Source organism: Halomonas sp. PGE1 (assembly GCF_013000985.1).
GTDB lineage: Bacteria > Pseudomonadota > Gammaproteobacteria > Pseudomonadales > Halomonadaceae > Halomonas > Halomonas alkalicola.
Map to the genome: position 1 here is coordinate 1,639,261 of NZ_CP053032.1, position 25,206 is coordinate 1,664,466.

Here is a 25,206-nt window from a genome sequence, read left to right on the forward strand (position 1 = left end):
GCGGTGATTGTTGCCTGTTGCGCGGGTTCACTCAAGGGGCAGCGCCGAGGCTGGCCACGCCGACCCAGGCCAGGTAGCCCAGGTAGGTGGCCGCCAGCAGGGCCCCGGGGAGGCGACCGACCCGACCGCGGCGCTGCCACAGCAGCAGCATGCCGAGCGCCAGGGTCAGCGCCAGCATCACCGGGTAGTCGCGGCCCGCGGCGGCGGGATCGCTGGGGCCGGGGGCCAGCAGGCCGGGAATCGGCAGCACGAGGAGCAGGTTGAAGAGGTTGGAGCCGATCACGTTGCCGATGGCGATGTCGTGGTGACGCTTGAGGGCGCTGGCCACGCAGGCGGCGAGCTCCGGCAGGCTGGTGCCGATGGCCACCACGGTCAGTCCGATGGCCAGCTCGCTCACCCCCAAGCCGAGAGCCAGCTCGCTGGCCCCCCACACCACGGCGCGGGAGCCCGCGGCCAGCACCAGCAGGGTCGCTGCCAGCCAGGCCAGCGCCCGGGGCAGGGCCATGTCGGGGATCTCGCCGGCGTCGGGGTGGGGGGCGTCCGGGGAGTCGGCGCGAAACAGCCACCACAGGCTGAAGACCAGCAGCAGCAGCAGGAAGAGGGCGTCGAAGCGGCCGAGGATGCCGTTGGCCAGGGCGTAGCCGGCCAGGCCCGTGGCACCCAGCAGCAGCGGCAGCTCGCGGCGGACGATGGAGAAGCGCACCGGAATCGGCACGATCAGGGCGGTGATCCCCAGCACCAGGCCGATATTGGCGATGTTGGAGCCCAGGGCGTTGCCGGTGGCCAGGTCGGGGATGCCGTCCAGGGCGGCCATCGTGGAAACCACCATCTCCGGGGCCGAGGTGCCCAGCGCCACCACCGTCATGCCCACCAGCAGGGTGCTCATGCCGGCCCGGTGGGCGGTGGCCGCCGCCGCCCCCACGAAGCGGTCGGCGCTCCACAGCAGGGCGGCGAGGCCCAGCAGCACGACGATCAGCGGTACCAGCATGCGGTGTCCTTGGCGGAGAAGCGGGAAGGGCGCATTAAACGCGCTGGCCACGGGGAGTGCAAGGCGCTGGGGGAGGGGCGAAGAGCGTCTCGCTGGCGCCGGCCCGGGCAGTTAGGATACGATGTTCGATAATTATCCCCAGGGTTCCGAAAGAGTTGACGAGCCGATGAGTGACACTCCCTTCGTGGTGGTGGAGGGTCTGCATTTCTCGCGGGGTGACAAGGAGATCTTTCGCGGCGTCGATCTCGTTATCCCGCGGGGCAGGATTACCGCCATCATGGGTCCCAGCGGCACCGGCAAGACCACGCTGCTCAAGCTGATCGGCGGCCAGCTGGTCCCCGACGCCGGCCGCGTGCTGATCGACGGCGAGGACGTGCATCGCCAGTCGCGCCGGGCGCTGTTCGCCATGCGCCGGCGCATGGGCATGCTGTTCCAGAGCGGGGCGCTCTTCTCGGACCTCAGCGTGTTCGAGAACGTCGCCTTCCCGCTGCGCGTTCACACCGACCTGCCCCAGGCGATGATACGCGACCTGGTGCTGATGAAGCTCGAGGCGGTGGGGCTGCGCGGCGCCCGCGAGCTGATGCCGGCGGAGCTCTCCGGCGGCATGGCACGCCGGGTGGCGCTGGCCCGGGCGATGGCCCTGGACCCCGAGCTGATCCTCTACGACGAGCCCTTCGTCGGCCAGGATCCCATCTCCATGGGCGTGCTGGTGCAGCTGATCAAGCGCCTCAACGAGGCGCTGGGGCTCACCTCCATCGTGGTTTCCCACGATATCAAGGAGACCCTGACCATCGCCGACTACGTCTATGTGATCGCCGACGGCCAGGTGATGGCCCACGGCACCCCCGAGGGGCTCGACGTGGACCAGGACCCCCGGGTGAGCCAGTTCGTCCATGGCGAGCCCGACGGCCCGGTGCCTTTCCACTATCCGGCGGTGGACTTCTTTACCGATATCCTCAATGCGGGAGGGCGGCGATGATCGGGCGGATCACCAGCCTCGGCCGGCGCGGCTGCGAGCTTCTCGAGTCGCTGGGCCGGGCCGGCATCTTCGTGGCCCAGTCGGCGGTGGGCGTGCCCAGCCGGGAGGGCTGGCACCTGTGGCTGCGCCAGATGCACTTCGTGGGGGTGCTGTCGCTGGCCATCGTGCTGGTCTCGGGGCTCTTCATCGGCATGGTGCTGGCGCTGCAGGGCTACACCATCCTGGTGGACTTCGGCGCCGAACAGGCGCTGGGCCAGATGGTGGCGCTGTCGCTGCTGCGCGAGCTGGCGCCGGTGGTGGCCGCGCTACTGTTCGCCGGCCGCGCCGGCTCGGCGCTGACCGCCGAGATCGGCCTGATGAAGGCCACCGAGCAGCTCACCAGCATGGAGATGATCGGCGTCGACCCGCTGCGCCGGGTGGTGGCTCCGCGGCTGTGGGCGGGGTTCGTGGCCCTGCCGCTGCTCACCATCGGCTTCAGCGTGGTGGGGATCTACGGCGGCTACCTGGTGGGCGTGGAGTGGCTCGGCGTCTTCGAGGGCTCCTACTGGGGCAACATGCAGTCCAGCGTCGAGTTCATCGGCGACGTGGGCAACGGCATGGTCAAGAGCCTGGTGTTCGCGGTGGTGGTGACCTGGATCGCGGTGTTCCAGGGCTACGACCTGGTGCCCACCTCGGAGGGAATCTCCCGGGCCACCACCCGCACGGTGGTCTACTCGTCGCTGGCGGTCCTCGGCCTCGATTTCGTGCTGACCGCGGTGATGTTCGGTGGCCTCTCCTGAGCGGATGCCCGACAGGAAGAGACGCCCCGCAAGCCTGATGTTCGGAGAGAAACGATGAAACGCAGCAAGATGATGGAGCTGGGGGTGGGGCTGTTCATGCTCGCCGGCATCCTCGGCCTGGTATTCCTCGGCCTGCGGGTCAGCGGGCTGACCTTCCAGGCGCCCGGCGACACCTTCCGCCTGGAGGCCAACTTCGCCAATATCGGCGGCCTCAAGCCGCGGGCGCGGGTCACCATGGCCGGCGTCACCGTAGGAAGGGTCTCGGCCATCGAGCTCGACACCGACTGGTACGATGCCCGGGTGATTCTCGAGCTCAACGGCGACCTGGAGGACAGGCTCTCCCGGGATACCACCGCGGCGATCCTCACCGCGGGGCTGCTCGGCGAGCAGTACATCGGGCTCAGCGTGGGCGGGGACCCCGAGACCCTCTCCGACGGCGACACCATTCGCGACACCCAGTCGGCCGTGGTGCTGGAAGAACTCATCCAGCAGTTCCTGTCCAACATGATGAGCGACTGACCTGAGCGGTACCGCTTTGTGCCCCCTTCAAGGAGAGTTTCTGCATGAGCCGTCTTTTTCTTCCCGTGCGTGCCCTGCTGGCCGGCCTGGCGCTGGCCCTGTTCGCCCTGCCGGCCAGCGCCGCCCCCGAGCGCTCCCCCGAGCAGGTGATCCGTGACAGCGTCGAGACGCTCACCGCCGAGATCGAGGGGCGTCGCGACTACTTCGCCGACAACCTCGACGAGCTCAAGGCGCTGGTCGACGAGAGCCTGGATGACATCGCCGACTTCCGCTACATCGGCGCCAGCGTGATGGGGCGCTACTTCCAGAATGCCACGCCCCAGCAGCGCGCGCGGTTTGCCGACACCTTCCGCCAGACCCTGATCGACACCTACACCAAGGGCCTGGTCACCTTCGACTATCGTGAGCTGCGGGTGCTGAACAGCCAGCGCCCCCAGCGCCACGAGGACCAGGCCAGCGTCGACATGGAGGTGGTCGCGACCAATGGCCAGGTCTACCCGGTCAGCTATTCGCTGCGCCTCTCCGGCGACGAGTGGCGGGTGGTCAACGTGATCGTCAACGGCATCAACCTGGGGCTCACCTTCCGCAGCCAGTTCGACCAGGCCATGCGCGAACAGGGCCGCGACTATGACGCCGTGATCAACAACTGGGCGCCGGAGCTGGCCGTCGAGGAGCTCGAGGAGGGCGGCAGCGCATGACCCGGCTGCTCGAGGGCGCGGACGTCTGCCTGGAGGCCGACGGCAGCGCGCTCAAGGTCGAGGGGCGGGTGGGCTTCGAGGCCGCCGCGGCCCTGGCCGAGGCGGGGCGCGGCTGGCTCGCCAGCCAGCCCGCCGGTACCCGGGTCAGCTTCGACCTCACCGGCGTGGCCGACGTCAGCAGTGCGGCGCTCAGCGTGCTGCTGGAGTGGGCCCGGGCCGCGCGCACCGCCGGCCTCAAGCTGCAGGCGGTGCGCCTTTCGCCGGCCCTGCGCCGGCTCACCGACCTCGCCGGACTGGAGCGCCTGCTCCCGGTGGAGAGCGACGCTGCCTGAGGCGATGGCCTGCCGAGATCGCCAAGCGACGCGCTTTTCATTACCATGGGCCATCCCCGTTTCGTGCCATCGGCCGCGCCGCGCCCGGTGGCCTTCCCGTTTAATAGACAGGAGTGCCGCACCATGCACCCCAGCGACGTCAAGGCGCTGCTCGATGCGCGCATCGAAGGCTGCGAGTTCCATATTCAGGGCGAAGGCTGCAACTTCCAGGTGGTGGCCGTGGGCGAGGTCTTCTCGGGCCTGTCGCCGGTCAAGCGCCAGCAGCTCATCTACGGGGCGCTGGCCGACGAGATCGCCTCCGGCGCCCTGCACGCGGTGAGCATCAAGACCTATACCCCGGCGCAGTGGGAAAGCGCGCCGGAAAACGCCGGTGCCTGAGATCGAGCCCCCATGGACAAGTTGATCATCACCGGCAACGGGCCGGTCGACGGCGAGGTATGGGCCAGCGGCGCCAAGAACGCTGCCCTGCCGATCCTGTGCGCCACCCTGCTTGCCGAGGAGCCGGTGACCATCGGCAACCTGCCGCACCTGCAGGACATCACCACCACCCTGGAGCTGCTCGGCCACCTCGGTGTCGAGCCGGTGATGGGCGAGAAGATGACCATTCAGCTCGACGGCGCCCAGGTGAAGCACTGCGATGCGCCCTATGAGCTGGTCAAGAAGATGCGCGCCTCCATCCTGGTGCTGGGGCCGCTGCTGGCCCACTTCGGCCACGCCGACGTCTCCCTGCCCGGCGGCTGCGCCATCGGCTCGCGCCCGGTGGACCTCCACCTGCGTGGCCTCGAGGCCATGGGCGCCGAGATCCGCGTCGAGGGCGGCTACATTCGCGCCCGGGTCGATGGCCGTCTCAAGGGCGCCACCATCTTCTTCGATACCGTGACCGTGACCGGCACCGAGAACCTGCTGATGGCGGCCACCCTGGCCGACGGCACCACTGTGCTCGAGAACGCCGCCCGGGAGCCGGAGGTGGTCGATCTGGCCGAGTGCCTGATCAAGATGGGGGCGAGGATCCGCGGCCACGGCAGCGACACCATCGTCATCGAGGGGGTCGAGCGCCTGCACGGCGCCTACCACGACGTGATGCCCGACCGCATCGAGACCGGCACCTTCCTGGTGGCCGCCGCACTCTCCCGGGGGCGCGTCAAGGTGCGCCGCACCCGCGCCGATATGCTCGAGGCGGTGCTCGCCAAGCTGGAGGAGGCCGGTGCCGAGATCACCACTGGCGACGACTGGATCGCGCTGGACATGCACGGCAAGCGCCCGCGGCCGGTGAACATCCGCACCGCCCCCTATCCGGCCTTTCCCACCGACATGCAGGCGCAGTTCGTGGCCATGAATGCGGTGGCCGAGGGGACCTCCCGGGTGGTGGAGACCATCTTCGAGAACCGCTTCATGCACGTCCAGGAGCTCAACCGCATGGGCGCCAGGATCGCCCTGGAGGGCAATACCGCGGTGATCGAGGGGGTCGAGCGCCTCTCCGGTGCCCCGGTGATGGCCACCGACCTGCGCGCCTCGGCGTCGCTGGTGATCGCGGCGATGATGGCCGAGGGCGAGACCCTGGTCGACCGCATCTACCACATCGACCGCGGCTACGAGTGCATCGAGGAGAAGCTGCAGCTGCTGGGCGCGCAGATTCGTCGCGTGCCGGGCTAAGGACGACCAAGGCAAGAGCATGAGCAAACAACTGATCCTGGCCCTCTCGAAGGGCCGCATACTCGACGAGACCTTGCCGCTGCTGGCCGATGCCGGCATCACCCCGGCCGAGGACCTGGGCAGGAGCCGCAAGCTGCTGTTCGACACCAACCTGCCCGACGTCAAGCTGGTGGTGATCCGCGCCACCGACGTGCCCACTTATGTGCAGCTGGGCGCCGCCGACCTGGGGGTCGCCGGCAAGGATGTGCTGCTCGAGCACGGCGCCGAGGGGCTCTACGAGCCGCTGGACCTGGAGATCGCCCGCTGCAAGCTGATGACCGCCGGGATCGTCGGGGCCGAGCCGGCCCGCGCCAGGCGCCGGGTGGCCACCAAGTTCGTCGGGGTGGCGCGCCGCTGGTACGCCGAGCAGGGCATCCAGGCCGAGGTGATCAAGCTCTATGGCGCCATGGAGCTGGCCCCGCTGATGAACCTGGCCGACGAGATCGTCGACATCGTCGACACCGGCAACACCCTGCGGGCCAACGGCATGGAGCCCCGCGAGCTGATCGCGCAGGTCTCCACCCGGTTGGTGGTCAACAAGGCCGCCATGACCATGAAGCACGCGCGCATCAAGCCGCTGCTGGAGCGCCTCGGCCAGGCCGTGGCCGCGCGCCGGGAAACCCTGGCCTGAACCGGCGGGGTTGGAGGAATGATAGCCATGGCGTCTCGACGCCATAGCTCAAGCCCCCTTGCCCCCTGGCCCCCGGGCCCGAACAATAGAGTCCTCCCCGATTGATGACGGAAGCTGCCATGACCGAGACAACCGCCCCCTCCGGCATCGCCCGGCTTGCCACTGCCGAGGCGAGCTTCGAAGACCGCCTGTCGACCCTGCTGGCCTGGGAGGGGGTCTCCGACGCCGCGGTGCAGCACCGCGTCGACGAGATCATCGCGGCGGTGAAGGCCCGCGGTGACGAGGCCCTGGTGGAGGCCAGCAACCGCTTCGATCGCCTCTCGGCGACCGGCATGGCGGAGCTGACCCTGTCCGCCGAACGGCTGCGCCAGGCCTATGACGGCCTGCCCGCCGAGCAGCGCGAGGCGCTGGCCCAGGCCGCCGAGCGCATCCGCGTCTACCACGAGCGTCAGAAGCCCGAGTCCTGGCACTACACCGAGGCCGACGGCAGCGTGCTGGGCCAGCAGGTGATGCCGCTGGACCGCGCCGGCATCTACGTGCCGGGGGGCAAGGCGGCCTATCCCTCCTCGGTGCTGATGAACGCCATTCCCGCCCACGTGGCCGGGGTGCGCGAGATCATCATGGTGGTGCCGACCCCGGACGGCGTGCTCAACGAGCTGGTGCTGGCCGCCGCCCACCTGGCCGGCGTCGACCGGGTCTTCACCGTGGGCGGTGCCCAGGCGGTGGCGGCGCTGGCCTACGGCACCGAGACAGTGCCGCGGGTCGACAAGATCGTCGGGCCCGGCAACATCTACGTGGCCACGGCCAAGCGCGCGGTGTTCGGCCAGGTGGGGATCGACATGATCGCCGGCCCCTCGGAGATCCTGGTGGTCTCCGACGGTGGCACCGACCCGGAGTGGCTGGCCATGGACCTCTTCTCCCAGGCGGAGCACGACGAGGATGCCCAGTCGATCCTGGTGAGCTGGGACGCCGAGCACCTCGACGCCGTGGCGGCCGCCATCGATCGGCTGCTGCCGACCCTGGAGCGCGAGGAGATCGTGCGCGCGTCGCTCTCCCGTCGCGGCGCCCTGATCCGGTGCGCCAGCCGCGAGGAGGCGGTGGTGCTGATCAACCGCATCGCCCCCGAGCACCTGGAGCTCTCGGTGGCCAACCCCGAGGGCTGGCTGCCGGAGATTCGCCACGCCGGGGCCATCTTCATGGGCCGCTATACCGCGGAGGCGCTCGGCGACTACTGCGCCGGCCCCAACCACGTGCTGCCCACCTCGGGCACCGCGCGCTTCTCCTCGCCGCTCGGGGTCTACGACTTCCAGAAGCGCTCCTCGATCATCCATTGCTCCGCCGAGGGAGCGTCCCGACTCGGCCGGGTGGCCTCCGTGCTGGCCCGCGGCGAGTCGCTGACCGCCCACGCGCGCAGCGCCGAGTACCGCATCAAGGAGTGAGCCCGAGCCGGTCGGACGGTTCGGTCGAGACGCAGGAGGCCCCGCCATGGCGGGGCCTCCTGCGTTGGTGCGGGGCGCGACAGGCTACTCCGGGCGGCGCAGCTCCGGTGCCGGGCGCTCGCCCACCTCCAGGGTGACCTGCAGCGTCTCGCCGCCGCGCACCACGGTGAGCGGCAGCGTCTCGCCGGGGGCCACCGCGGCGATGTCGGACATGGTGACCCGCGCATCGAGGATCGGGCGGTTGTCGATGGCCAGCAGCACATCGCCGGGCTGGAGGCCGGCCCGGTCGGCGGGGCCGTCCGGCACCACGCCGGCGATCACCACCCCGCGGGGCGCCTGCAGGCCGAAGGAGGCGGCCAGCTCCGGGTTGAGCTCCTGGGCCTCGACGCCGAGCCAGCCGCGAATCACCCGCCCCTGGGTGACCAGCTCCTCGAGGATGTTGGCGGCGAGGTTGGCGGGGATGGCGAAGCCGATGCCCTGGGAGCCGCCGGAGCGCGAGAAGATGGCGGTATTGATCCCCACCAGCGCCCCCTCGGCGTTGATCAGGGCGCCGCCGGAGTTGCCGGGGTTGATGGCGGCGTCGGTCTGGATGAAGTCCTCGTAGGCGTTGAGGCCCAGGTGGCTGCGTCCGGTGGCGCTGATGATGCCCATGGTGACGGTCTGGCCCACACCGAAGGGGTTGCCGATGGCCAGCGAGACATCGCCGATGGCCACCTCGGTGGAGTCGGCCAGCTCGATCACCGGCAGGGAGTCGAGGTCGATGCGCAGCACGGCCAGGTCGCTCTCCGGGTCGGTGCCGATCACCTCGGCCAGGGTCTCGCGGCCGTCGCGCAGCGCTACCTGGATCTGATCGGCCCCGCCGATCACGTGGTGGTTGGTCAGCACATAGCCCTCCTCGCTGACGATCACCCCGGAGCCGAGGCTCGACAGCATGCGCTGGCGGGCGGGCACGTCGTCGCCGAAGAACTGACGGAAGAAGGGGTCCGACATCAGCGGGTGCTGGTCGCGCTCCACCACCCGCGAGGAGTAGATGTTGACCACCGCCGGCGCCGCCTTCTCCACGGCGGCGGCGTAGCTTACCGGCCCCTGCTCGCGGGAGAGCGGGGCGGCCTGGCGCAGCTCCGGGGCGGGGCGCGGTTCGCTCTCCTGCGGTGCCTCGACCCGGGGGGAGACGCTCAATGGCGCCGGGGGCGGCTGGACCGTGGGTTGCGGCGGCGGTGTGGGGTCCGCCTGGCGTCCGCTCAGCTGCGGGAAGGTGTTGAGCAGCACCACGGCCAGCAGCACCCCGATGGTGATCGGCAGCAGGTAGGGCGTGAGCGAGCGCAGAAGGCGAGGCATGCGGGTCGGCGTCCTTGTGGCGGGCGGTCGCGGGGAGGGTGGCCCCGCCGGTACAATGGGGCAATTGTAACATTGTCACCCCGCAGACGTAGGGAGCTCTCCATGATGAATCGCGATGCGCTGGTGGCCGCCTGTGACCGGGAACTGGCGGCGGAACGCTTCAAGGACTACACGATCAACGGCCTCCAGGTCGAGGGCCGCGAGACGGTGCGCCGGGTGCTGAGCGGCGTTACCGCCTGCCAGGCGCTGCTCGACGAGGCGGTGGCCTGGCAAGCGGACCTGGTGCTGGTGCACCACGGCTTCTTCTGGAAGAACGAGCCGGTGGCGATCACCGGCATGAAGCGCCGGCGCATCCGCACCCTGCTGGCCCACGACATCAGCCTGCTGGCCTATCACCTGCCGCTGGATGCCCATGTCAGTCTGGGCAATAACGCCGAGCTGGCTCGCCGGCTGGCGTTCCGGGTGCAGGGCTGCGCCGACGGCGAGCCGGGCGAGGGGCTGCTGTGGCTGGGCTCGCCGCCGACGGGGCTGGATGCCCGCGGCCTGGCCGCCCACGTGGGTCAGCGGCTCGAGCGCGAGCCGCTGCTGGTACAGGCGCCGGGCCAGGGCGAAATTCGCCGGGTGGCCTGGTGCACGGGGGGCGCCCAGGACATGATCACCGCGGCCTGGGAGGCGGGTGCCGACGCTTTCATCTCCGGCGAGATCTCCGAGCGCACCACCCACCTGGCCCGGGAGCTCGGCATCCACTACCTGGCGGCAGGGCACCATGCCACCGAGCGCTACGGGGTCCAGGCGCTGGGCGAGTGGCTGGCCGGCGAGTTCGGGCTCGAACACCGCTTCGTGGATATCGATAACCCGGCTTGAGGCACTGCCCAACAACCGCGCCCCGACGGGGTCGGGGCGCGGTAGCATCAGCCTGCGGCAGCCTCAGTAGCGGGGCGGTTGGGGCGCCTTGGCGTCCTCATCGTCTTTGAGGCCGAGACCTTGTCGAGAGCTCTGAGAGGGTGCCGCGGCGGCCTCAGTAGCGGGGCGGCTGAGGCGCCTTGGCGTCCTCGTCGTCCTTGAGGCCGAAATCCTCCGACAGGGTGCCGCCGGTGCCATCGGCATAGTCCCGGGGCATCGCCGGTTCCTCGCCGCCCGCGACCGCAGGAGGGCGGGCGGGGCTGGCCTCCAGGCCGGCGCGCGGGGCGCCCTTGCCGCCCAGGCGGCTGGCGTCCTGGGCCAGGCGGTTGGCCAGCGCCTCGCCGTCGCGCTGCAGGGCGCTCACCAGGCGGGAGATCTCCCCCAGGTGATCGTCCACGCCATCGCGCAGGGCCGCCAGTTCACGGTCGCGCTCGGCCAGGCGCCGGCGCAGCTTCTGCAGGCTGGCGGCGCTGGAGTTGAGCAGGTGGTAGCCCAGCGCGCCCAGCCCGATGCCGGCGAGCAGGCAGGCGATGGCCAGAATCCAGTTGATCTTGCTTGCGTCCACGTCTGTCTCCCTGCGGCGGTGGATCGGCCCGCCTCGGTGCGGGCCCGTCTGGGGCGAGGCCCCGGGCGCCCATTATAGGGCCGAGCCGCAGCGGCGGGTCAACGCGCCCCTCTGATGGGGTCATGGCGGTGTGTGCCTCGGCCTCATATGCGTATAATGCGCAGCCACCTACAGCCGAGATGGTCCGAACCCCGCATGAGTGCCACGCCGACCCCGCCCGAGTCCCGAGACGCTCGCCTGTCGCCCACCGAGCGCTATCGCGCCGACCTGAAGCGGGACGACTTCCAGTACGACCCCGCCCAGGAGCAGGCGGTCGCCCACCTGCAGCGTCTGCATGACGACCTGATGGCCGCTCCGCGGCGCCGGCCGCGGGCCGTGCCTCCCCAGGGGAAGATCGCCTCGCGCATGGCAGGCCTGTTCGGCAAGCGCAGCCGTCAGGCGTCGGCGCCCGAGCCGGTATTGCCCGAGGTCACCGGCCTCTACTTCTGGGGCGGGGTGGGGCGCGGCAAGACCTATCTGGTGGACGCCTTCTACGAGTCGCTGCCCTTCCCGGAGAAGATGCGGACCCACTTCCACCGCTTCATGCAGCGGGTCCACAACGAGCTGACCCACTACAAGGGCGAGAAGAACCCCCTGAAGCTGATCGCCGCCAAGTTCGCGAGCGAGGCGCGGGTGATCTGTTTCGACGAGTTCTTCGTCAAGGACATCACCGACGCGATGATCCTGGCCAACCTGCTCGAGGCGCTCTTCGAGCATGGCGTGGTGCTGGTGGCGACCTCCAACATCGTGCCCGACGACCTCTACAAGGAGGGCCTGCAGCGGGCGCGCTTCCTGCCGGCCATCGAGCTGCTCAAGCGTCACTGCGAGGTGGTCAACGTCGATTCGGGCATCGACTACCGGCTGCGCGCCCTGGAGCGCGCCGAGATCTTCCATGCGCCGCTGGATGCCGCCGCGGAGAGCGAGCTTGCACGCAGCTTCCGGGAGATCGCCGGCCATGAGGGCGAGGCGGATGCCCCCATCGAGATCAACCATCGCGTGCTGCGTGCCCGGCGGCTGCACGATGACGTGGTGTGGTTCGAGTTCCGGGAGCTGTGCGATGGCCCTCGCAGCCAGAACGACTACATCGAGCTGGCTCGCGAGTTTCACACCGTGCTGGTCGCCAATGTCACCCGCATGCGCGGGGCGACGGATGACCAGGCGCGGCGCTTCATCAACATGGTCGACGAGTTCTACGACCGCGGCGTCAAGCTGCTGATGTCCGCCGAGGTGCCCGCCGAGCGGCTCTACGCCGATGGCCGCCTCGAGTTCGAATTCCAGCGCACGCTGTCGCGGCTGCAGGAGATGCAGTCCCACGAGTACCTGGCGCTGCCCCACAAGCCGTGATCAGCATTGCGTCCCTGGCGTGATCTCGTGTAGAATTCGCGCGCTCTACTCGTTGTCCCCGTTTCTGTTCGCCACGCGGCGAGCCCCGGCGGGTGGCAACCAAGAAGAATAGGGATGGTTCCATGCCGGAGAGCCGGCTGAGAACCCAATACACTTGAACTGGTGATAGCTCCATGAAGACGTTCACTGCTAAGCCGCAGACCGTCCAGCGCGACTGGTATGTCGTCGACGCCACGGACAAGACGCTCGGCCGCCTGGCCACCGAAATCGCTCGTCGCCTGCGTGGCAAGCACAAGCCGGAATTCACCCCGCACGTCGACACCGGCGATTACATCGTCGTCGTCAACGCCGAGAAGGTGAAGGTCACCGGCAACAAGGCCAAGGCCAAGACCTACTACCGTCATACTGGCTACCCCGGTGGCCTGCGCTCCATGACCTTCGACAAGCTGCTCGACCATGCGCCCGAGCGCATCATCGAAGGCGCCGTCAAGGGCATGCTGCCCAAGGGTCCGCTGGGCCGCGCCATGTATTCCAAGCTCAAGGTCTATGCCGGTGCCAAGCATCCGCACGCCGCCCAGCAGCCGCAAGAACTGAACATCTGAGGGAGTCTTCGCCATGACACAGCAGTATTACGGTACCGGGCGCCGCAAGACCTCTACCGCCCGTGTCTTCATGAAGCCGGGCACCGGCAAGATCACCGTCAACAGCCTTGAGCTGGACCAGTACTTCGGCCGCGTTACCGGCCGCATGGTGGTCCGCCAGCCGCTCGAGCTGACCGACACCCTGAACCAGTTCGACGTCTTCGTGACCGTCAAGGGCGGCGGCGGCTCCTCCCAGGCCGGTGCCATCCGTCACGGCATTACCCGTGCCCTGATGGAGTACAACGAGGAATTCCGCAGCCAGCTGCGTGAGGCCGGCTACGTGACCCGCGACGCTCGTCAGGTCGAGCGTAAGAAAGTGGGTCTGCGCAAGGCGCGTCGTCGCCCGCAGTTCTCCAAGCGTTAAGCGCCGATTATCGCGCCAGAGACGCTCACGCCCGAGTCTACGACTCGGGCGTTTTTGTTTTAGGATCAATGATTTGACGGGCGTGTTACACCTTCGTCAAGGGTCATTGTCCTTGTATGGTGAGCCGCATTTTCTTACTATAGTGCGCATTTGGTATCCGTGGTCGCGGGATGCTTTTCCGCCCGTGATGGATCAACGGGTAAGCTGATGGGAGAAACCTTGAAATGGCAGATAACGGCGTAAACAAGGGTCGGCGCCGTTTCCTCGTAGGTGCCACCACCGTCGTGGGTGCGGTGGGTGCCGTCGGGGTAGCGGTCCCCTTTGTGGCTTCCTGGCAGCCCAGTGCCAGGGCGAGAGCGGCGGGTGCGCCGGTTCAGGCGGATATCTCCAAGCTTGAGCCGGGGCAGCGCATGACCGTCGAGTGGCGCGGTCGGCCGGTATGGATCATCAACCGCACGCCGGAGATGATCGAGCGCACCGAGAGCTTCGACGGCTCTCGCCTGTCCGATCCCGATTCGCAGGTGCAGCAGCAGCCCGCCTACATCAGTGGCCCGCTGCGCTCCATCCGCCCCGAGATTGGCGTGCTGATCGGCATCTGTACCCACCTGGGCTGCTCGCCGCTCTTCCGTCCCGAGCCCGATGCGGTCGACATGAGTGGCTGGCCGGGCGGTTTCTTCTGCCCCTGCCACGGCTCCTACTTCGACCTGGCGGGTCGCGTATTCCGCAACGTGCCGGCGCCCAGCAACCTGGAGGTGCCGCCGTATCGCTTCGAGACCGACGACATCATCATTGTCGGTGAAGACGAGGAGACTGCCTGATGGGTAACCCGAACAAGGCGAAGGCAGAAAAGGGCCTGATGCGCTGGGTCGATGATCGCTTCCCCGCCACCCAGATGGTTCAGGACCACCTGACCAAGTATTACGCGCCCAGGAACTTCAACTTCTGGTACTTCTTCGGCTCGCTGGCCCTGCTGGTGCTGGTCAACCAGATCCTCACCGGCGTCTGGCTGACCATGAGCTACAACCCCTCGGGAGAGGGTGCCTTCGCTTCCGTCGAGTACATCATGCGCGACGTGGAGTACGGCTGGCTGATTCGCTACATGCACTCCACCGGTGCGTCGGCCTTCTTCGTGGTGATCTACCTGCACATGTTCCGCGGCCTGCTCTACGGCTCCTACAAGGCGCCCCGCGAGCTGGTGTGGATCTTCGGCATGGCCATCTACCTGCTGCTCATGGCCGAGGCCTTCATGGGCTACCTGCTGCCCTGGGGGCAGATGTCCTACTGGGGTGCCCAGGTCATCATCTCGCTGTTTGCCACCATCCCGTTCATCGGTCCCGACCTGGCCCAGTGGATTCGCGGTGACTTCCTGATCTCCGGTATCACCCTGAACCGCTTCTTCGCCCTGCACGTGGTGGCCCTGCCCATCGTGATCCTGGCGCTGGTGGTGCTGCACCTGATCGCCCTGCATGAGGTGGGTTCCAACAACCCGGACGGCATCGACATCAAGGAGAAGAAGGACGAGACCGGCAAGCCGCTGGACGGCATCCCCTTCCACCCCTACTACACGGTGAAGGACATCGTCGGCGTGGCCGTGTTCCTGTTCGTCTTCGCGGCGGTGATCTTCTACTTCCCCGAGGGCGGCGGCTACTTCCTCGAGCGTCCGAACTTCGAGCCCGCCAACCCGATGGTGACGCCTGACCATATCGCGCCGGTGTGGTACTTCACGCCCTTCTACGCGATCCTGCGTGCGATCACCTTCAATATTGGCCCGCTGCAGGCCGAGTTCCTCGGCGTGCTCTTCATGGGCGGTGCCATCGCGGTGCTCTTCGTGCTGCCCTGGCTCGATCGCAGCCCGGTGCGCTCCATGCGCTACAAGGGCTGGATGTCCAAGGTGATGCTGACCCTGTTCGCCATCAGCTTCGTGGTCCTGGGCGTCCTCGGCGCCATCCCGGCCACAGGGCTCCGCACTGCGGTGGCGCAGCTGTGCACCGCGATCTACTTCGCCTTCTTCCTGCTGATGCCGATCTACACCAGGCTGGAGAAGACCAAACCCGTTCCGGAGAGGGTGACTGGCTAATGAAAAAGCAACTCTTCGCACTGCTCTTCGCGCTGGTGCCGTTCGCGGCCATGGCGGCTCCGCTGCCGGACATGCCGCACTCGATGTCGCCGGACCTCAGCGACACGGCGTCCCTGCAGCGTGGCAAGCAGCTCTACGTCAACTACTGCATGGGCTGCCACTCTCTGGAGCACCATCGTTTCGCCCGCTCCGCTGCCGATCTGGGTATTCCCCAGGACCTGATCGAGGAGAATCTGATCTTCTCCAGCGAGCTGGCCTTCAACGACCAGATGCATGTTGCCATGCAGTCGGGTGACTCCGAGAACTGGTTCGGTGTGGCACCGCCCGATCTGACGCTGTTCAGTCGCCTGCGGGGAGCGGACTACATCTACTCCTATCTGCTGGGGTTCTATCGTGACCCGAGTCAGCCGCTCGGCGTCAACAACACCGTGCTCGAGGCGTCGGCCATGCCCAACGTGCTCGAGCCCCTGCAGGGCGTGCAGGAGATGGTGTGCAGCGAGAGCGACCGGCCGCTGCCGGGCGCCGAGCTGGACCCGCTGACCGGCAAGTACCAGTCCTGCGAGGTGCTGCAGATCACTCGCCCGGGCAGCATGGAGCCGGACGAGTTCGAGGAGGCCATGTACGACCTGACCAATTTCCTGGTCTACGTGGGCGAGCCTTCCAAGCTCCAGGCTCAGGCCCTGGCGCCCAAGGTGTTGATCTTCATCTTCATCTTCGGTGTCATCGCCTACCTGCTGAAGCGTGAGTACTGGCGCGATATCCACTGATCCACTGCGGTGGTGACGTTCGGGGGCGCATGGCCGAGGGTCATGCGCCCCCTGTGGTTTCTGCTGGCAGCCTGGGAGCACGGCCTCCCGCTGCCCGCTGTCGTGTTATCATTGCCGTTCGAACTGATGCGAGGATTCTTTCATGGGTGTAGTGGCCAAGCGGTCGTCGATGATCTTCTACTCGGGTGGTGCTGATCACCTCAGCCATCGCGTACGGATCGTGCTCGCCGAGAAGGGCGTGGCGGTGGACATCGTCGAGGTCACCGACGAGCAGCACCCCGAGGAGCTCGCCGACCTCAACCCCTACAACAGCGTGCCCACCCTGCTGGATCGCGAGCTGGTGCTCTACGAGTCCAAGGTGATGATGGAGTACCTGGACGAGCGCTTCCCCCATCCGCCGCTGCTGCCGGTCTACCCGGTGGCGCGTGCCCAGAGCCGGCTGTGGATGCATCGCGTCGAACGCGAGTGGTGCCCGCTGGTCGAGCAGATCGAGAAGGGGCCCAAGAAGGAGGCGGACAAGGCGCGCAAGGAGCTGCGCGAGAGCCTGATCGGCATCTCGCCGATCTTCGAGGACATGCCCTACTTCATGAGCGAGGAGTTCACCCTGGTGGACTGCTGCCTGGCGCCGCTGCTCTGGCGTCTCCCGGCACTCGGCATCGAGCTGCCCGAGAAGCAGGTCAAGCCGCTGCTCGGCTACATGGAGCGGGTCTTCGAGCGTGAGGGCTTCAAGGCCTCGCTGAGCGAAATCGAGCGCGAGATGCGCAGCTGAATACACCGCCCCCGGCCCGGCCGGGGGCCGCAATCCGGAGGGCCTGACGATGTCATCCAGTCGCCCCGAGTCGAGTCGCCCCTATCTGGCCAGAGCCCTGTATCAGTGGCTGCTGGACAACGACCTGACCCCCTATATCGTGGTCGATGCGGAGCAGCCCGGCGTGGAAGTGCCGCGGCAGTTCGTCCAGAACGGGCAGATCGTGCTCAACCTCTCGCCCGGCGCGGTGCGGGACCTCTTCATGGAGAACGAGGCGCTGGGTTTCTCCGCCCGTTTCGGCGGCCAGCCGATGCGGGTGATGGTGCCCACCTCGGCTCTGGTGGCCATCTACGCCCGCGAGAACGGCGTGGGCATGGTATTCGGCCATGAGCCGGTGCTGGCCAGCGCCGAGGCGCCCAGCGAGGAGGGGCCGAGCCTGACCAGCGTGGAGGGCGACGGCGAAGCTCCCGGCGCGCCCCGGAGCGAGGGGGGCGAGCAGGGCGGAGGCGAGAAGGTCGGCGAGACGCCGCGCAAGGGCAAGCCCTCGCTGCGAGTGATCAAGTAGCGCCTCGCCGACGTCTCGGCACGGCGGCAGCAACGCGAAACGGCAGGCCACTGGCCTGCCGTTTCGCGTTTGCGGCTTCCGCTCCTGGCGGGGAGGCCGCCCTCAGTCGGTGTAGTCGAACACCTTGACGATGCGCTGCATGCCGCCGACGTTGGAGACGGCGTCGACGATGCGGTCGCCTTCGGCACGGCTGACGATGCCCATCAGGTAGACGCTGGCATTCTCGGTGACCACGCGGATCCGCCCGGAGTCGATGCGCTCGTTGGCGGCGAGGCTGGTACGGATGCGGGTGTTGAGCCAGGAGTCCGAGAGGCGCTGGCTGGCCGGGAGGTTGGCGGCCACGGAGAGCTCGTTGTGCACCTCGCGCACGTTGCGCACCTCGCGGGCGACCTCGCTGGCCTTCTCCTTGAGCTCCTGGCTCGGCACCTGGCCGGTGAGCAGCACCACGCCGTTGTAGGCGTCGACGTTGATGCGGGCGTCGCCCAGGCGGGCATCGGTGCGGCGCAGGTTGTGGCTGATCTTGGTCTCGATGTTCTGATCCTCGACCTGAGTGCCGACGGTGCGCTTGCCGTAGTTCTCGTCGATGGTGCCCTGGTGGGTGACGCCGGTGACGGTGGTGCAGCCGGCGACGCCCAGGGCGGTGGCCAGCAGCAGGGAGGTGAGCAGGGGCTTGCGGGTCATGGGCTTTACTCGCTTGTACCGAAGAGTTGTTCGTCGATCAGGTCGCAGAGGCAGTGGATCACCAGCAGGTGCACTTCCTGGATGCGGGCCGTGGAGGTGGCCGGGACGCGGATCTCGCAGTCGTCCTGGCCAAGCAGCGAGGCCATGTTGCCGCCGTCGCGTCCGGTCAGGGCCACCACCGTCATGTCGCGGTCGTGGGCGGCCTGGATGGCCTGGATGACGTTGGCCGAGTTGCCGCTGGTGGAGATCGCCAGCAGGATGTCGCCGGGCTGTCCCAGGGCTCGGATCTGCTTGGAGAAGACCTCGTTGTAGCTGTAGTCGTTGGCGATGGAGGTCAGCGTCGATGTGTCGGTGGTCAGTGCCAGGGCCGGCAGGCTGGGACGCTCGCGCTCGAAGCGGTTGAGCAGCTCGGAGGAGAAGTGCTGGCTGTCCCCGGCGCTGCCGCCGTTGCCGCAGGCCAGGATCTTGCCCTCGTTGACCAGGCACTGGACCATCATCTGGCTGGCCACCTCGATGAAGGGCGGCAGGACCTCGCTGGCGTAGGTCTTGGTGTCGATGCTGGCGTTGAAATGGCCGAGAATGCGCTGCTGGAAATCCATGTGGCGTCCGGGTCCTTTGGCAGGGTGACGTGACCGGTCAGTACGCCTCGAAGGCGTTGGCGACCCAGTCGTACTCGAGGTGGGGCGGCAGGCCGGTGACGGCCAGCACATCGAAGCGGCAGGGACATGATAGCCGGTTGCGATGGAGATAAAAACGCGCGGCCCGGATCAGGCGGCGCTGCTTGGAGGGGGTGATGGTCTCCAGCGGGTGGCCGTGGCGGCTGTCGGCCCGGTGGCGCACCTCGACGAACACCAGGGTCTCGCCGTCGCGCATCACCAGGTCGAGTTCGCCTCCCTTGGCGTGCTGGTTCACCGCCTCCAGGGCCAGGCCGCGCTCGGCGAGCCAGGCCGCGGCGAGGCGCTCGATGGCCTCGCCGCGGGCGCGGGCATCACGGGGTCCGTTCATCGCCGAAGATCCCGGGGATCAGGATCGGCTGGGGGACGCCGTTGACGAAGCGAGCCCAGGGCAGCTGGCGCTCGATGCGCCCATCGCTGCCCGGGCGCAGGGTGCCGGTGGCGCCCTGCACTTCGCTGCCGGGGATGGCCTGCAGCTGGGGCAGGCGGCGGGCCAGTTCGAAGGCGTCCACGCCCATGGCCTGCAGGCGGAACACCGTGGGGTCCGGCTCCTCGCGCAGCGAACGGTAGCTGTCGAGGAAGGGCAGCACCTCGACGCCGCCCACGGCGGCCTCGGGGATCTGCCAGGGGATGTCGAGGAACTGGACGTCGTTCAGGTCGTTGTCCAGGCGCGGGTTGATGCGCCCCTCGAAGAGGTGTGAAGTGGCGTAGACCGGCAGCTGGCTGGCGTTGAAGTAGTCCAGGGTGGGCGGCACCTGGCGGGCGTAGTCCGGCAGGCCCAGCAGGAACAATGCGTCCGGGCGCGGGTTGCTGATGGCGCGGCGGGTGCTCTCGGTGGCCGGGGCGCCGGGGTTGTAGCGCACGGCATTGGTCACCTCACCGCCCAGGGCCTGCCACTCGTTCCAGAACGCCTCGCCGACGCGGCGCCCCCAGTCGTTGTCGGGCACCAGCAGGGCGGCGCGGCGATGGCCGTCCCGCCAGGTGCGGAGGGCGGCCTGGCGGGCCTCGTCCTCGGCGGAGAGGCCGTACTGGAAGAGCCCGTCGGCGCTGTTGCGCTCGGCGTGGCCGTAGTTGAGCGCCAGGGTGGGCAGCGGCACGCGGTCGCGCGCCTCGAGCTGGCTCACCTGGTCCTTGTCCAGGGGGCCGATCACCACCTGGGCGCCGCGGCTCTCGGCCTCGCGATAGAGCGATTCGAGGTCGCCGCTGGCGGCGTCGATGAAGCTCAGGCGGATGTCGCCGCCGCTATTGCGATGCTGGGTACGCATGCCTTCGGCGATGGCCGCGGCGGGGCGCGCCAGAGGGCCAGACTCCGGCAGCAGCACGGCGATATGGCGCACCTCAAGGCCGCGCAGTTCGCCCAGGGCGGCAAGGTCGGCGGGCAGCTGGCGGGCCGCCGGATGGCGGCCGTTGCGGCTGCGCCACTCCTCCAGGCGCTCAAGGAAGCGCTCGATATCGCCCCCGCTTGCGCGGTAGAGCTCGGTGAGTTCGAGCCAGCCCCGGGTCAGGGCGTCCTCGTCCTGGGCCAGGGCGCTGATGGCCTGGTGGTCCATGCGTATGAGGGCCTCCCAGATCGGATCGTTGAGCGCCACGTCATCGGTCTCGGCCTGGACGCGCAGCAGCGCCCGGGCGGCGCCGGCCGGCTCGTCCTCGGCCAGCAGCGCCAGGCCCATCCGCTCGCGCAGGGCCCTGGCCTGGGCGGGCTCCAGGGCGAGCTCATCCAGGTCGCGGGTGGCCTGGATCACCGCCTGCGGCTCGCCCAGCGCCTCGCCGAGGTCGGCCAGCAGCAGGGCCCAGCGGGCGCGCTGCGTACCCTCGAGCAGGCTGTCGTCGATGTCGGAGGCGACCCGAAGCGCCTGGGTGCGTTCCCCCTGGCGTGCTAGGATGTCGGCCGCCTCGAGCCGGCTCCTGGCCGCCTGGGCCGGTTCCTGCTGGCCGGCCTGTTCGAGCAGGCGTGCGGGGTCATCTTCCGTCACGCGATCGACGATGCCCGGTGCCGTGGCACAGCCCGCCAGCAGCAGCGCAAGGAGCGCGGTGGCCAGCAGGCCGCGAGTGGGTATCCGCATGAATCCATCCTTAGTCCGTTGTGTCGGTCATTGCGCCGAGGAGCCACAAGTGTCAGACGCTAACTCAGCCTCATTGTACGTGGTCGCCACGCCGATTGGGAATCTGGAGGACCTGAGCCCGCGCGCCGCGCGGCTGCTGGGAGAAGTGGCACTGATCGCCGCCGAGGATACCCGCCATACCGGCCGGCTGCTGCGCCACCTGGGGCTCTCGGTGCCGCTGCTCTCGCTGCATGAGCACAACGAGGCGGCGCGGGTCGAGCAGCTGGACGCCCGGCTGGTGGCCGGCGAGTCCATCGCCCTGGTCTCCGACGCCGGCACGCCGCTGATCAGCGACCCGGGCTTCGTGCTGGTGCGCGAGCTGCGCGCCCGGGGGCGGCGCATCGTGCCGGTGCCGGGCGCCTGCGCCCTGGTGGCCGCGCTCTCGGCGGCGGGCCTGCCCACCGACCGCTTCACCTTCCAGGGATTCCTGCCGGCCAAGGGGGGCGGACGCCGCGCGCGCCTCGAGGCGCTGGCCGCCCGGGAGGAGACCCTGGTCTTCTACGAGTCGCCCCACCGCATCCGCGACACCCTGGCCGACCTGGCGACGGTGGTTGGCAAGCGGCGCCTGGTGCTGGCCCGGGAGCTGACCAAGGCCTTCGAGACCTTCCTCGACGGCTCGGCGGACGAGCTGCTGGCGCGCATGGAGGCCGACCCCGACCAGGCCCGCGGCGAGTTCGTGGTGATGGTGGCTGGTGCCGCCCCCCGCGAGGAAGAGGAGGCCTCGGTGGTGGAGGGCGAGGCGCTGCTCGCGGCGCTGCTGGCCGAGGGCGTCGGCGTCAAGCAGGCGGCGGCGGTGGCGGCGCGGGTGCTGGGGGGCGGCAAGAAGGCCTGGTATGCCCGCGCCCAGGCTCTCAAGGATGCGGGTTGAGCCGCGATCAGGCATTGAGGGGCCTACGGGGCGCTGGTATGCTTGCCGCGGGAGTCGGCCAGACAGTCGCCGCCGGAGAGATCCGGGGGAGGAAAGTCCGGGCTCCACAGGGCAGAGTGCCAGGTAACGCCTGGGCGGCGTGAGCCGACGGAAAGTGCAGCAGAGAGCAGACCGCCTACGTCTCCTTCGGGAGGCCGGTAAGGGTGAAAGGGTGCGGTAAGAGCGCACCGCGCGCCTGGTAACAGTGCGTGGCACGGTAAACCCCACTCGGAGCAAGACCAAATAGGAACCCCATGACGTGGCCCGCGTCGGGTTCGGGTAGGTTGCTTGAGGGTCGCGGTGACGCGCCCCCTAGAGGAATGACTGTCCACGACAGAACCCGGCTTATCGGCCGGCTCCCCCCTGATTTCCACCCCTGAGCGTGCGGTCTGTGGCCGACCCGCCAGCCCATGATCGAGATACGCATGTCGTCATCCGCACCTGATACTGCCTCGCGCGGCTTCCGTCATGCCAGCGTCCTGCTCGACGGCGCCGTGGAGGCCCTGGTGCACGACACCGATGGGGTCTACCTGGACGGCACCTTCGGCCGCGGGGGCCACTCCCGCGCCATCCTTGACCGGCTCTCGCCGGCCGGGCGCCTGATCGCCATCGACCGCGACCCCGAGGCCATCGCCGAGGCCGCGGCCATCGACGACACCCGCTTCACCATCGAGCGCGCGGAGTTCGCCCGCCTGGGCGAGATCGCCGGGCAGCACGGCGTGCACGGCCAGCTGGCCGGCATCCTGCTCGACGTCGGCGTCTCCTCGCCGCAGCTCGACGACCCCGAGCGCGGCTTCAGCTTCCTGCGCGATGGTCCCCTGGACATGCGCATGGACCCCACCCAGGGGGAGAGCGCCGCGGCCTTCATCGCGCGCGCCAGCGAAGCCGAGCTGGCGCGGGTGTTCAAGGAGTACGGCGAGGAGCGCTATGCCCGCCGGCTGGCCAAGGCTATCGTCGCCCGTCGCGGCGAGCAGCCCTTCCTGCGCACCGCGGACCTGGCCGAGGTGGTCAAGACGGCCCACCCGGCCTGGGAGAAGCACAAGCACCCCGCGACGCGGGTCTTCCAGGCGCTGCGCATCCATGTCAACGGCGAGCTCGAGCAGCTCGATGCGGCCCTGGAAGCGGCCCTCGAGGCCCTGGCCCCCGGTGGCCACCTGGTGGTGATCAGCTTCCACTCGCTGGAGGATCGCCGGGTCAAGCGCTTCATTCGCCACCACGTGCGCGGTGATTCCCACCTGCCGCGGGGCATGCCGATTGCCGATACGGAGCTCGAGCGGCGCCTCGAGGCGCTTGGCAAGGCGCAGCGGGCCGGCCCCGAGGAGGTCGAGGAGAACCCCCGGGCACGCAGTGCGGTGATGCGGGCGGCTCGCAAGCGTTACTGAGGGAGGCGATATGACACAGGGACGAACGTCGACATCCGGATTCGGCTGGCCGCTGGCAGTGCGGCCCAGCCCCTCCCTGCTGCTGGTGGCCGCCCTGCTGGTGGCCAGCCTGGTCAGCGCCCTGGCGGTGATCACCACCACCCATCTGACCCGTGAACAGTATGGTCGCCTGCAGCAGCTCGAACGCGAGCAGAACCAGTTGCAGACCGAGTGGGGGCAGCTGCTGCTCGAGGAGAGCGCCTGGTCGTCGCCGGCGCGCATCGAGCGCCTGGCCATGGAGCGCCTGGAGATGCGCCTGCCCGATGTCGACGAGGTCGAGGTGATCCGGCCATGAGCACCGAGGTCCGCAGCGGCGTCTCGCCCCGTCGTCCGCCGCCCATGGCCCCCATGGGGGGGCTGCGCTACGGCCTGATGCTGGCCATCGTGCTACTGGGGCTGGGCCTGCTGGTGGGGCGCATCGTCATCCTCCACGTGGTGGACCGCCCCTTCCTGCAGGGGCAGGGCGACGCCCGCACCCTGCGCACCGACCCGATTCCCGCCCACCGTGGCATGATCAGCGACCGCAACGGCGAACCCCTGGCCATCTCCACGCCGGTGGTCACTCTGTGGGCCAATCCCCAGGATGTCCCGGAGGATCCCATCCAGCGTCTTCAGCTGGCCAGGGCGCTGGGCATGGAGCTCGACGACCTCGACGCGCGCCTGGAGCGCTTCGCCTCCCGGGAGTTCATGTTCCTGCGCCGCCAGCTGACCCCGGAAGCGGCCCAGCGGGTGCTGGACCTGCGCATCCCCGGGGTCTATCGCCAGGACGAGTACAAGCGCTACTACCCGGCAGGGGAGGTGACCGCCCAGCTGCTTGGCGTCACCAATGTCGACGACGTGGGCCAGGAGGGCCTCGAGCTCGCCTACCAGTTCTACCTGGCCGGCGAGCCGGGGCAGCGCCGCGTGCTGAAGGACCGTCGCGGGCGCCTGGTGCGCGACCTCGAGGTGCTGCGCGAAGCGCGCCCCGGCGGTGAGCTGACCCTTTCCATCGACCAGCGCCTGCAGTACATGGCCTACCGCGAGCTCAAGGCGGCGGTGGCCGAGCATGACGCCGACGGCGGTGTGGTGGTGATGATGGATGCCCGCACCGGCGAGGTGCTGGCCATGGCCAACCAGCCCTCCTACAACCCCAACAATCGCGCCGGCCTCGATCCCCGCGGCCTGCGCAACCAGGCCATCGTCGACGTCTTCGAGCCCGGCTCGGTGATGAAGCCGCTGGCCATGGCGGCGATCATGGAGAGCGGCCAGTTCCCCCGCGACGTGGTGGTGGACACCTCGCCGGGCTGGATGCGCATCGACCGCTTCACCATCCGCGATATCCGCAACTACGGCCGACTCGACCTGGCGGGCATCCTCGAGAAGTCCTCCAACATCGGCATGTCGAAGCTGGTGCTGGAGCTCGACGACCCCCTGGTGCCGGACCTCTACCGCCGGCTCGGCTTCGGCCAGAGCCCCGAGACCGGCTTTCCCGGCGAGTCCACCGGCACCCTGCCGGCGCCGGTGCGCTGGTCGCGCAGCCAGTGGGCCGCGCTCTCTTATGGCTACGGCCTGTCGACCTCCGCGCTGCAGCTGGCCGGCGCCTACACCGCCATCGCCAACCACGGCGAGCGCCTGCCGCCGTCGCTGCTCAAGCTCCCCGAACCGCCGCCGGGGGAGCCGGTCATCGACCGCGCCGTGGCCCACGACCTGCTGCGCATCATGGAGGAGTCCGTGCAGCCGACCACCGGGGCGCGGCGCGCCATGGTGCCGGGCTACCGGGTGGCCGGGAAGTCCGGCACGGTGCGCAAGACCGGTGCCGGCGGCTATGTGCAGAACGCCTATCGCAGCCTCTTCGCCGGTATCGCGCCGGTCTCCGACCCGCGCATCGTCACCGTGGTGATGATCGACCACCCTCGTGGTGACAGCTACTTCGGCGGCGCCGTGGCGGCGCCGGTCTTCTCCCGCGTCGTGGGCAGCGCCCTGCGCCTGCTCGACGTGCCGCCCGACCAGCGCAGCCGCTGAGGCCCCCATGAC

General features: G+C 68.9%; 29 protein-coding genes and 1 other RNA gene. 23 read left to right on the plus strand and 7 right to left on the minus strand.

Translation table 11 applies throughout. The annotated features are described in order from the left end of the window. Window positions 1–31: 31 nt before the first annotated feature. Window positions 32–988 (minus strand): calcium/sodium antiporter, encoded by a 957-nt coding sequence (locus HIR79_RS07725; protein ID WP_169957883.1) that lies wholly within the window; start codon window positions 986–988, stop codon window positions 32–34. A gap of 166 nt (window positions 989–1,154) precedes the next feature. On the opposite strand from HIR79_RS07725, the gene HIR79_RS07730 reads away from it, so the two are divergent. From HIR79_RS07730 to hisD, 9 genes are all read left to right on the plus strand, one after another. After that, a complete protein-coding gene (locus tag HIR79_RS07730; protein ID WP_169957884.1) occupies window positions 1,155–1,967 on the plus strand; it encodes an ABC transporter ATP-binding protein in 813 nt (270 codons plus the stop codon). After that, window positions 1,964–2,746: a lipid asymmetry maintenance ABC transporter permease subunit MlaE gene (gene mlaE, locus HIR79_RS07735; RefSeq protein ID WP_110068144.1), complete on the plus strand. Its 783-nt coding sequence runs from the start codon at window positions 1,964–1,966 to the stop codon at window positions 2,744–2,746. Before HIR79_RS07730 ends, mlaE begins: the two co-directional genes overlap by 4 nt. Window positions 2,747–2,800: 54 nt before the next feature. Next, entirely contained in the window at window positions 2,801–3,265 is a 465-nt protein-coding gene (gene mlaD, locus HIR79_RS07740; protein ID WP_110068143.1) for an outer membrane lipid asymmetry maintenance protein MlaD, read from the plus strand. A 44-nt stretch (window positions 3,266–3,309) separates the two neighbouring features. Then, a complete protein-coding gene (locus tag HIR79_RS07745) occupies window positions 3,310–3,963 on the plus strand; it encodes an MlaC/ttg2D family ABC transporter substrate-binding protein (protein ID WP_169957885.1) in 654 nt (217 codons plus the stop codon). Continuing rightward, a complete protein-coding gene (locus tag HIR79_RS07750) occupies window positions 3,960–4,295 on the plus strand; it encodes an STAS domain-containing protein (RefSeq protein WP_110068141.1) in 336 nt (111 codons plus the stop codon). The genes HIR79_RS07745 and HIR79_RS07750 overlap by 4 nt, the downstream gene beginning before the upstream one ends. Before the next feature lie 123 nt (window positions 4,296–4,418). After that, window positions 4,419–4,673, plus strand: a complete 255-nt coding sequence (locus tag HIR79_RS07755; protein WP_110068140.1) for a BolA family protein — start codon at window positions 4,419–4,421, stop codon at window positions 4,671–4,673. A gap of 12 nt (window positions 4,674–4,685) precedes the next feature. Further along, complete coding sequence (murA, locus tag HIR79_RS07760; protein ID WP_169957886.1) at window positions 4,686–5,948, plus strand: UDP-N-acetylglucosamine 1-carboxyvinyltransferase; 1,263 nt, start codon at window positions 4,686–4,688, stop codon at window positions 5,946–5,948. A gap of 19 nt (window positions 5,949–5,967) precedes the next feature. Further along, window positions 5,968–6,618 carry an ATP phosphoribosyltransferase gene (gene hisG / locus HIR79_RS07765; RefSeq protein ID WP_110068138.1) on the plus strand — a complete coding sequence of 217 codons (651 nt, stop codon included), beginning with the start codon at window positions 5,968–5,970 and terminating at the stop codon, window positions 6,616–6,618. A gap of 119 nt (window positions 6,619–6,737) precedes the next feature. Next, on the plus strand, window positions 6,738–8,057 hold the full coding sequence (hisD, locus tag HIR79_RS07770; protein WP_169957887.1) for a histidinol dehydrogenase: 1,320 nt from the start codon (window positions 6,738–6,740) through the stop codon (window positions 8,055–8,057). A gap of 84 nt (window positions 8,058–8,141) precedes the next feature. Here the strand turns inward: hisD and HIR79_RS07775 are convergent, their stop codons facing one another. Continuing rightward, window positions 8,142–9,395: a S1C family serine protease gene (locus tag HIR79_RS07775; RefSeq protein ID WP_110068136.1), complete on the minus strand. Its 1,254-nt coding sequence runs from the start codon at window positions 9,393–9,395 to the stop codon at window positions 8,142–8,144. A 102-nt stretch (window positions 9,396–9,497) separates the two neighbouring features. Between HIR79_RS07775 and HIR79_RS07780 the strand changes: the two genes are divergently transcribed. Further along, window positions 9,498–10,259, plus strand: coding sequence for a Nif3-like dinuclear metal center hexameric protein (locus HIR79_RS07780; RefSeq protein ID WP_169957888.1), 762 nt, complete (start codon window positions 9,498–9,500; stop codon window positions 10,257–10,259). Between the two features lie 154 nt (window positions 10,260–10,413). On the opposite strand, the gene HIR79_RS07785 is transcribed toward HIR79_RS07780, so the two are convergent. Beyond that, complete coding sequence (locus tag HIR79_RS07785) at window positions 10,414–10,863, minus strand: Z-ring associated ZapG family protein (RefSeq protein WP_169957889.1); 450 nt, start codon at window positions 10,861–10,863, stop codon at window positions 10,414–10,416. 195 nt (window positions 10,864–11,058) lie between these two features. On the opposite strand from HIR79_RS07785, the gene zapE reads away from it, so the two are divergent. The 8 genes from zapE (at window position 11,059) to HIR79_RS07825 (ending at window position 17,408) form a co-directional block, all read left to right on the plus strand. Continuing rightward, window positions 11,059–12,246 (plus strand): cell division protein ZapE, encoded by a 1,188-nt coding sequence (gene zapE / locus HIR79_RS07790; RefSeq protein ID WP_169957890.1) that lies wholly within the window; start codon window positions 11,059–11,061, stop codon window positions 12,244–12,246. A 173-nt stretch (window positions 12,247–12,419) separates the two neighbouring features. Beyond that, window positions 12,420–12,848 (plus strand): 50S ribosomal protein L13, encoded by a 429-nt coding sequence (rplM, locus tag HIR79_RS07795; RefSeq protein ID WP_169957891.1) that lies wholly within the window; start codon window positions 12,420–12,422, stop codon window positions 12,846–12,848. A gap of 13 nt (window positions 12,849–12,861) precedes the next feature. After that, window positions 12,862–13,251: a 30S ribosomal protein S9 gene (gene rpsI, locus HIR79_RS07800; RefSeq protein WP_110068132.1), complete on the plus strand. Its 390-nt coding sequence runs from the start codon at window positions 12,862–12,864 to the stop codon at window positions 13,249–13,251. A 224-nt stretch (window positions 13,252–13,475) separates the two neighbouring features. Continuing rightward, a complete protein-coding gene (petA, locus tag HIR79_RS07805; protein ID WP_169957892.1) occupies window positions 13,476–14,069 on the plus strand; it encodes a ubiquinol-cytochrome c reductase iron-sulfur subunit in 594 nt (197 codons plus the stop codon). Further along, window positions 14,069–15,328 carry a cytochrome b gene (locus HIR79_RS07810; protein ID WP_169957893.1) on the plus strand — a complete coding sequence of 420 codons (1,260 nt, stop codon included), beginning with the start codon at window positions 14,069–14,071 and terminating at the stop codon, window positions 15,326–15,328. Before petA ends, HIR79_RS07810 begins: the two co-directional genes overlap by 1 nt. Further along, the gene (locus HIR79_RS07815; RefSeq protein WP_169957894.1) at window positions 15,328–16,095 is read left to right on the plus strand and encodes a cytochrome c1; all 768 of its coding nucleotides are present in this window, start codon (window positions 15,328–15,330) and stop codon (window positions 16,093–16,095) included. The genes HIR79_RS07810 and HIR79_RS07815 overlap by 1 nt, the downstream gene beginning before the upstream one ends. 142 nt (window positions 16,096–16,237) lie before the next feature. Continuing rightward, window positions 16,238–16,864 carry a stringent starvation protein SspA gene (sspA, locus tag HIR79_RS07820; RefSeq protein ID WP_169957895.1) on the plus strand — a complete coding sequence of 209 codons (627 nt, stop codon included), beginning with the start codon at window positions 16,238–16,240 and terminating at the stop codon, window positions 16,862–16,864. 49 nt (window positions 16,865–16,913) lie between these two features. Then, complete coding sequence (locus HIR79_RS07825; protein ID WP_169957896.1) at window positions 16,914–17,408, plus strand: ClpXP protease specificity-enhancing factor; 495 nt, start codon at window positions 16,914–16,916, stop codon at window positions 17,406–17,408. 102 nt (window positions 17,409–17,510) lie between these two features. On the opposite strand, the gene HIR79_RS07830 is transcribed toward HIR79_RS07825, so the two are convergent. The 4 genes from HIR79_RS07830 to HIR79_RS07845 are packed head-to-tail and all read right to left on the minus strand — an operon-like array spanning window position 17,511 to window position 20,826. Beyond that, window positions 17,511–18,089, minus strand: a complete 579-nt coding sequence (locus HIR79_RS07830; protein ID WP_169957897.1) for a BON domain-containing protein — start codon at window positions 18,087–18,089, stop codon at window positions 17,511–17,513. 5 nt (window positions 18,090–18,094) lie between these two features. Beyond that, window positions 18,095–18,688, minus strand: a complete 594-nt coding sequence (locus HIR79_RS07835; protein WP_110068125.1) for a phosphoheptose isomerase — start codon at window positions 18,686–18,688, stop codon at window positions 18,095–18,097. Between the two features lie 37 nt (window positions 18,689–18,725). Next, the gene (locus HIR79_RS07840; RefSeq protein WP_169957898.1) at window positions 18,726–19,094 is read right to left on the minus strand and encodes a YraN family protein; all 369 of its coding nucleotides are present in this window, start codon (window positions 19,092–19,094) and stop codon (window positions 18,726–18,728) included. Then, window positions 19,078–20,826: a penicillin-binding protein activator gene (locus HIR79_RS07845; RefSeq protein WP_169957899.1), complete on the minus strand. Its 1,749-nt coding sequence runs from the start codon at window positions 20,824–20,826 to the stop codon at window positions 19,078–19,080. The genes HIR79_RS07840 and HIR79_RS07845 overlap by 17 nt, the downstream gene beginning before the upstream one ends. Window positions 20,827–20,875: 49 nt before the next feature. On the opposite strand from HIR79_RS07845, the gene rsmI reads away from it, so the two are divergent. The 5 genes from rsmI to HIR79_RS07870 all read left to right on the plus strand — a co-directional run bounded on the left by rsmI (window position 20,876) and on the right by HIR79_RS07870 (window position 25,194). Beyond that, window positions 20,876–21,733: a 16S rRNA (cytidine(1402)-2'-O)-methyltransferase gene (gene rsmI, locus HIR79_RS07850; RefSeq protein ID WP_249322283.1), complete on the plus strand. Its 858-nt coding sequence runs from the start codon at window positions 20,876–20,878 to the stop codon at window positions 21,731–21,733. Window positions 21,734–21,783: 50 nt separating this feature from the next. Beyond that, window positions 21,784–22,136: RNase P RNA component class A (gene rnpB, locus HIR79_RS07855), an RNA gene on the plus strand. 61 nt (window positions 22,137–22,197) lie between these two features. After that, a complete protein-coding gene (gene rsmH / locus HIR79_RS07860; RefSeq protein WP_169957901.1) occupies window positions 22,198–23,154 on the plus strand; it encodes a 16S rRNA (cytosine(1402)-N(4))-methyltransferase RsmH in 957 nt (318 codons plus the stop codon). A gap of 10 nt (window positions 23,155–23,164) precedes the next feature. Then, entirely contained in the window at window positions 23,165–23,488 is a 324-nt protein-coding gene (ftsL, locus tag HIR79_RS07865) for a cell division protein FtsL (RefSeq protein WP_169957902.1), read from the plus strand. Further along, the gene (locus tag HIR79_RS07870; protein ID WP_169957903.1) at window positions 23,485–25,194 is read left to right on the plus strand and encodes a peptidoglycan D,D-transpeptidase FtsI family protein; all 1,710 of its coding nucleotides are present in this window, start codon (window positions 23,485–23,487) and stop codon (window positions 25,192–25,194) included. The genes ftsL and HIR79_RS07870 overlap by 4 nt, the downstream gene beginning before the upstream one ends. Window positions 25,195–25,206: the final 12 nt, after the last annotated feature.